Origin of the sequence: Candidatus Angelobacter sp. (assembly GCA_035607015.1) — a bacterium.
Lineage (GTDB): Bacteria > Verrucomicrobiota > Verrucomicrobiia > Limisphaerales > AV2 > AV2.
The window spans coordinates 1-3993 of record DATNDF010000072.1; the positions used below are offsets into that span (position 1 = coordinate 1).

6 protein-coding genes are annotated in these 3993 nt (G+C 58.4%); all 6 read left to right on the forward strand.

The annotated features are described in order from the left end of the window. Window positions 1-372: MotA/TolQ/ExbB proton channel family protein (locus VN887_02950; protein ID HXT38959.1), on the forward strand; the 372-nt coding region annotated here is incomplete at its 5' end. A 14-nt stretch (window positions 373-386) separates the two neighbouring features. Further along, window positions 387-806, forward strand: coding sequence for a biopolymer transporter ExbD (locus VN887_02955; GenBank protein ID HXT38960.1), 420 nt, complete (start codon window positions 387-389; stop codon window positions 804-806). Further along, window positions 803-1681 carry an energy transducer TonB gene (locus VN887_02960; GenBank protein HXT38961.1) on the forward strand — a complete coding sequence of 293 codons (879 nt, stop codon included), beginning with the start codon at window positions 803-805 and terminating at the stop codon, window positions 1679-1681. Before VN887_02955 ends, VN887_02960 begins: the two co-directional genes overlap by 4 nt. 5 nt (window positions 1682-1686) lie before the next feature. After that, window positions 1687-2844 carry a biopolymer transporter Tol gene (locus VN887_02965; GenBank protein HXT38962.1) on the forward strand — a complete coding sequence of 386 codons (1158 nt, stop codon included), beginning with the start codon at window positions 1687-1689 and terminating at the stop codon, window positions 2842-2844. A gap of 22 nt (window positions 2845-2866) precedes the next feature. After that, window positions 2867-3475 (forward strand): OmpA family protein, encoded by a 609-nt coding sequence (locus tag VN887_02970; GenBank protein HXT38963.1) that lies wholly within the window; start codon window positions 2867-2869, stop codon window positions 3473-3475. Window positions 3476-3590: 115 nt separating this feature from the next. Then, entirely contained in the window at window positions 3591-3893 is a 303-nt protein-coding gene (gene tatA, locus VN887_02975) for a twin-arginine translocase TatA/TatE family subunit (protein HXT38964.1), read from the forward strand. Window positions 3894-3993: the final 100 nt, after the last annotated feature.

Sequence of the window (3993 nt, forward strand, 5' to 3'; positions counted from 1 at the left end):
CTGGAACGGTCGGTGGCACAGGAATCGTTGAAGCTGGAGTCGGGATTGATTCTCCTGGCGATCGCGGTGAGCGGCGCGCCGTTCCTGGGACTGCTGGGCACGGTGTGGGGCGTGATGAGCACGTTCGGACACGTGGCCCAGGCGCAAAGCGCGAGCCTGGCACAGATGGCGCCGGGAGTCTCGGCGGCACTGATCACCACGGTGGCGGGTCTGCTGGTCGCAATCCCATCCATGTTCGGCTACAACTGGCTGGTACACACGCTGCGTGTCATCACGGTCGAGCTGGATAATTTTGCCCAGGAGCTGGTTTCCCGGATGGAGATCGAATACCTCAAGGACGAGGACGATATTTTCAGGGCGAAAGACTCGTGAAAGACTGAGAATCCATGCGACGCTTTTCCCAACGCAATTCGCTGGTGACGTTGAGCGACATCAACATCACGCCGCTGCTCGACCTGGCGTTCGTGTTGCTGATCATCTTCGTCATCACCACGCCCTTGCTGGAGCAAAGCCTCGAACTCAAGCTCCCCAAGGGCGGCAGGCCGGACCGGCCCGTGAACGAGAGAGACTTTCACACCATCGAAGTCGGCCCGCGGGGAATCTATGTGTTTGACGGAAGACAAATGGCGCTCGCGCAGGTGGAGAGGGCGTTGGTCGCCGACGCCCGGTCGAATCCGAACCTGGTACTGCGGATCCGCGCGGACAGGGCGACACCGTTCGATCTTGTCTTTCAAGTGACGGACATGTGCGCCAACAACGGTATCAAGGTTTCGTTCCGTTCGGAGGCCCGGGACAACAGGCGATGAACCGGCTGCAAAAAAAATGCTTGATGGGATCGGTGGCCCTGCACGCGCTGCTCTGCGTGATTTTGATTGTCGGGCCGGCGTTCCTGTCCTCGAAGCAAAAGGAATTCAATCTCCCGATTCTTGAAGTCGTTCCTGACAAACTGACGGACGCGTCGACTTATGGAGGCGGGAATCCGAACGCAAAGCCGCCGCCGGCTTCACAAATCCAACCCGCTCCATTGCCAGCGCCGAAACCCCCGGAGCCGGAGGTGAAACAGCCCAAATCCGAAAGCAAACCTCCACCGGAACCAAAGCCGGCAATTAAACCCGAGCCCGAACTCGAGCGCGCGGAGATCAAACACGAAAAGCCGAAGCCCCAAATCAAAGTCGAAACAAAGATCATCAGGCGGCCGACGGACAAGGCACCTGATAAAACTCCGAAGAAATCGGAGGAAGAAGATGCGAAGGCCCAGGCGCGGGCAGAAGCTGAAGCGCGGCGTCGCACGGCACAGCAGATTCTCGCCAAACTGAACGGGGCGTCCGAACGATTGGAGAGCCTTTCCTCCTCCACCAAGATTGAGCCGCTGGGACCTGGCGGTGAGGCGTTTGCCAACTATGGCCAGGCCGTCAGAAGCATTTACGAGCGGAGATGGCTTAAGCCACCAGCCCAGATTGAAGAGACGGCTGTTGTCAAAACGACAATCCTGATCGCCCGGAATGGCAGGGTTCTCTCGGCCAGAGTCACCGGCCCGTCCGGAAATCCGGCCGTGGACAAATCAGTACGGAAAGTGTTGGATGAGGTGACGCTGCTGCCGCCGTTCCCGGAGGGAAGCACAGACCAGACCCGTACGTTTGACATCGACTTTGAACTTAAACCCAATCGCATGGCTGGATGAAACACATGACTGCACTTCGCAACACGCTGCTCGTTCTGCTGACAATCGCTTTCGCTGGCAGGGCCGCCGCTGCCGAAAAGTTGGTGGTCAGCGGTGTGGCTGACCCCTCGCAACTCGTTCCCGTTTCGATCGAAGGTTATTCCGGTGAAGCGCTGTCCGTGTTGCGGTTCGATCTGGAAGTTGCCGGCTGCAAAATCACCGGCGCCGAGGAGGCGGTGCTTCGGATTTCGGGAAACAACGGTCCAAACCTGGTGGGCCGGGTGACGGACCGAAACCGGGCCTCGCTGCTGGCCAAGGAATACACCGGCGGGTCACTGCGGCTGCAGGCACACACTTTTGCCGATGACATCGTGGCGCTCCTGGGGAGACAAGGGATTGCCCGGACGAAGATTGCGTTCAAAGCGGAGCAAGGGCAGAACAGCGAAATCTGCGTCGCGGATTATGATGGGCACAATGCCATCCTGGTCACGCAGGACCACACCATCACGCGCGATCCGACCTGGGTACCCGGTCGGCGGGTCCTCTACTACACTTCGTACAAAGCCGGCAACCCGGACGTCTATGTGCATGACCTGCAGAGCGGCACCCGGCGCGCGTTTGCCCGTTATCCCGGCATGAACGCGGGCGCGGTCGCTTCGCCGGACGGCCGGCGTGTGGCGCTGGTGTTGAGCAAGGGCGGCAGCCCGGACATTTATGTGTGCGACGCTGACGGCGGCAACCTGAGGCAATTGACCCGGACACGGGAGGACGAATCTTCGCCGTGCTGGTCGCCGGACGGCAGGACGATTTGTTTCAACTCCAAATCCGGCGGTCGGGCGGCGTTGTATTTAATTTCGGCAGAGGGCGGTTCGATGCGTCGTCTGCGGACCGATGGTGCCATCAATTGCACGGAGCCGGATTGGTCACCAGACGGGAAGACGATTGTTTTTACCGCCAACATGGGCGGTTTCCAGATTTGCACGGTACCAGCCGGTGGAGGATCAGTGACATCATTGGTCGCCGGAGAAGATCCCTCGTGGGCGTCCAATTCGCGCACGGTGATCTTTACGCGGAACCGTGTGAAAGGCAGAGGAGTAGTCTCTTTGCTTGACGTGCCCACCAAACAAACTAAGGATATTCAACAAACTTCAGGAAGCTGTTCCCAGCCCTGTTGGGCCAGATGAAGCGTTCCTGCCAAACACCACCATGAAACACGCTAAATTTTTAAACCTCTTTGTCGCAACGCTGGTTTTGTCATTGGGCATCACGGGCTGCAAACACAAGCCAAAGGACACGACCCCAATTCTAGGTCGGACCGGACAGGTTGGCGACGGCTCAAAGCCATTTCCGAGTGAAGCAGGGACCGGGACAAAAATTGACGACGCTCAAAGCGTCAAACCGATCGACACAACCGCGGGCGGCATCGGACAGAATGTGCGTTTTGATCCCGGGTCGATGAACCAAGACCCCGGCCGTTTTGCCGCCAACACGGTTTATTTTGATTTCGACCGCGCGACGATCAAGCCGAGCGAGACAAGCAAGATCGATGACGTGGTCAAATACCTGCAAGGGAACCCCACGCACGCGATGCAGATCGAAGGCCATTGCGATGAGCGCGGGACCGAGCAATACAACCTCTCCCTTGGTGAACGCCGCGCGCTCGCGGTTCGCGAGTATCTGGTCACTGCCGGCATCCAGCCCGATCGTGTTTTCACCATCAGCTATGGCGAAGCGCGTCCGGCAGAGTCAGGCCACAACGAAGCGGCCTGGTCGAAGAACCGGCGCGGCGCGTTCGTGTTGCTGACGCCCAAGTAAACGCTCATCCGTGCTTGCACCTGTGGCCCGCCCTTTTCAGCGGGTGGCGGCATCCCTTTTGCCGCTTTACTATTCAATTTCGGTGGCTTAGGTTCGTGCCAGTAAAGGCAATTTTATGAACATAATGTTAGCTCTGTTTGATTTGGGCGGTGGTCAGATCGTTCTGATCCTCCTGCTCGTGCTGATTTTCTTTGGGGCCAGAAAACTGCCGGAACTGGCCAAGGGGTTGGGGCAGGGCATCAAGGAATTCAAGAAAGCGACGCGCGAAGTGAGCGACGAGATACAGCATTCGATGGATGACCATGGCAATGCCGCGCCTCCGCCGAAGCGGGCCGATCTCGAGCAAAAGAAAATTTCCGAACCGGGCGAAGCAGACAAGGTTTCCGCAGTGCCTCAATCGGCCGAACACAAGTCTTGAGAATATTTCGCTCGCGGCTTTGTCATGGCGATTGAGAGTGAAGAGCCGCAGTCTGCGGTCGAGGAATCAGAGCACGGGGGAGGTCCGGTCAAGTCGTTCC